This window comes from Actinoplanes sp. NPDC048791 (assembly GCF_040650095.1).
Classification (GTDB): Bacteria; Actinomycetota; Actinomycetes; order Mycobacteriales; family Micromonosporaceae; genus Actinoplanes.
The window spans coordinates 1-1,096 of sequence record NZ_JBEZGQ010001715.1; the positions used below are offsets into that span (position 1 = coordinate 1).

At 71.6% G+C, this 1,096-nt stretch carries 2 protein-coding genes; one reads left to right on the forward strand and one right to left on the reverse strand.

From position 1 onward, the window contains the following. The first annotated feature begins 106 nt into the window (after nucleotides 1–106). Entirely contained in the window at nucleotides 107–670 is a 564-nt protein-coding gene (locus AB0C29_RS49870; RefSeq protein ID WP_360835598.1) for an N-acetyltransferase, read from the forward strand. Here AB0C29_RS49870 and AB0C29_RS49875 read toward each other — a convergent pair. Beyond that, nucleotides 656–1,096: hypothetical protein (locus tag AB0C29_RS49875; protein WP_360835600.1), on the reverse strand; the 441-nt coding region annotated here is incomplete at its 5' end. The two genes, AB0C29_RS49870 and AB0C29_RS49875, sit on opposite strands and share 15 nt — an antisense overlap.

Consider the following 1,096-nt stretch of genomic DNA (forward strand, 5'->3'; position numbering starts at 1 on the left):
GCGCCCACTGCCGCCAGTGCCGGTGATCGGTGCGGTACCGTGCGGCGCGAGGCCGGCGAGCGGTTAATCGCTTGGCGGCCGTGGCGGCGGGCGTTAACTTGCCGCCATGTCTCTTCGTAGTGAGCAGGCGCGTGACCATGCCGCGGTGGCCGCCGTCCATCGCAGCGGGTTCGGCCCCGGGCACGGAGACACGGTCGCCCAGCTGGTCGACGCCCTGCGGCGCGACGACCCCTCCGCACTCTCCCTGGTGGCCGAGGAGGGCGGTGAGGTCGTCGGGCACGTCATGGTCAGCCGGGCCTGGGTCGACGCCCCGCGGCGGCTGGTCGAGGTGAAGACGTTGAGCCCCCTCGCGGTCTCGCCGCCCTGGCAACGCCGCGGGATCGGCTCGGCCCTCGTCCGGGCCGCGCTGCGGCACCTCGACGAGCGTGGCGTTCCGCTGGTCTTTCTCGAAGGCGATCCGCGTTACTACTCGCGTCTCGGGTTCGTCCCCGCCGGGGAGCTCGGCTTCGGCAAGCCCTCGCTGCGCGTCCCCGACGCCGGTTTCCAGGTCGTGCGGTTCTCCGCCTACGAGCCCTGGATGACCGGCACGTTCGTCTACCCGTCCACGTTCTGGGAGTACGACTGCGTCGGCCTGCGCGACGAGGTGCCGGCCGCCTCAGAGCTCGGGTAGCCGCTCGCGGGCCTCCCTCAAGCGGGCGCCGAGATCCGGGGCGTCCCGCATCCGGTCAGGGAAGTCCGATGCCGCCAGGCGTTCGTCGATCTTTGCGATCGTCCCACTCGACACCGGGTAGTGGGCGCGTCCCAGCGCAAGCAGCAGGCGCAGGCAGTCCTCCGGTGACATCTCGTCCACCAGCGCCGTCGTCTCGGTCAAGACGTCGATGATCAGTTCTTGGCGCTCGCCGATGATCGGAGGCGGGTCCGCCAGGAGGCACTCCACCAGCGGCAGCAGATGCGCTGTTGGGTCGAACCACTGACTCGACCGGATCTGCAAAGCCAGGCGCACCACGTCGGCGGACGGCAGCCGGTGCGCATCCGTGGCGAGGCAGCGCAGCACCATGCCGACGGCGAGGCCGGGCGCGCCGGCCGGGGTGTCGGC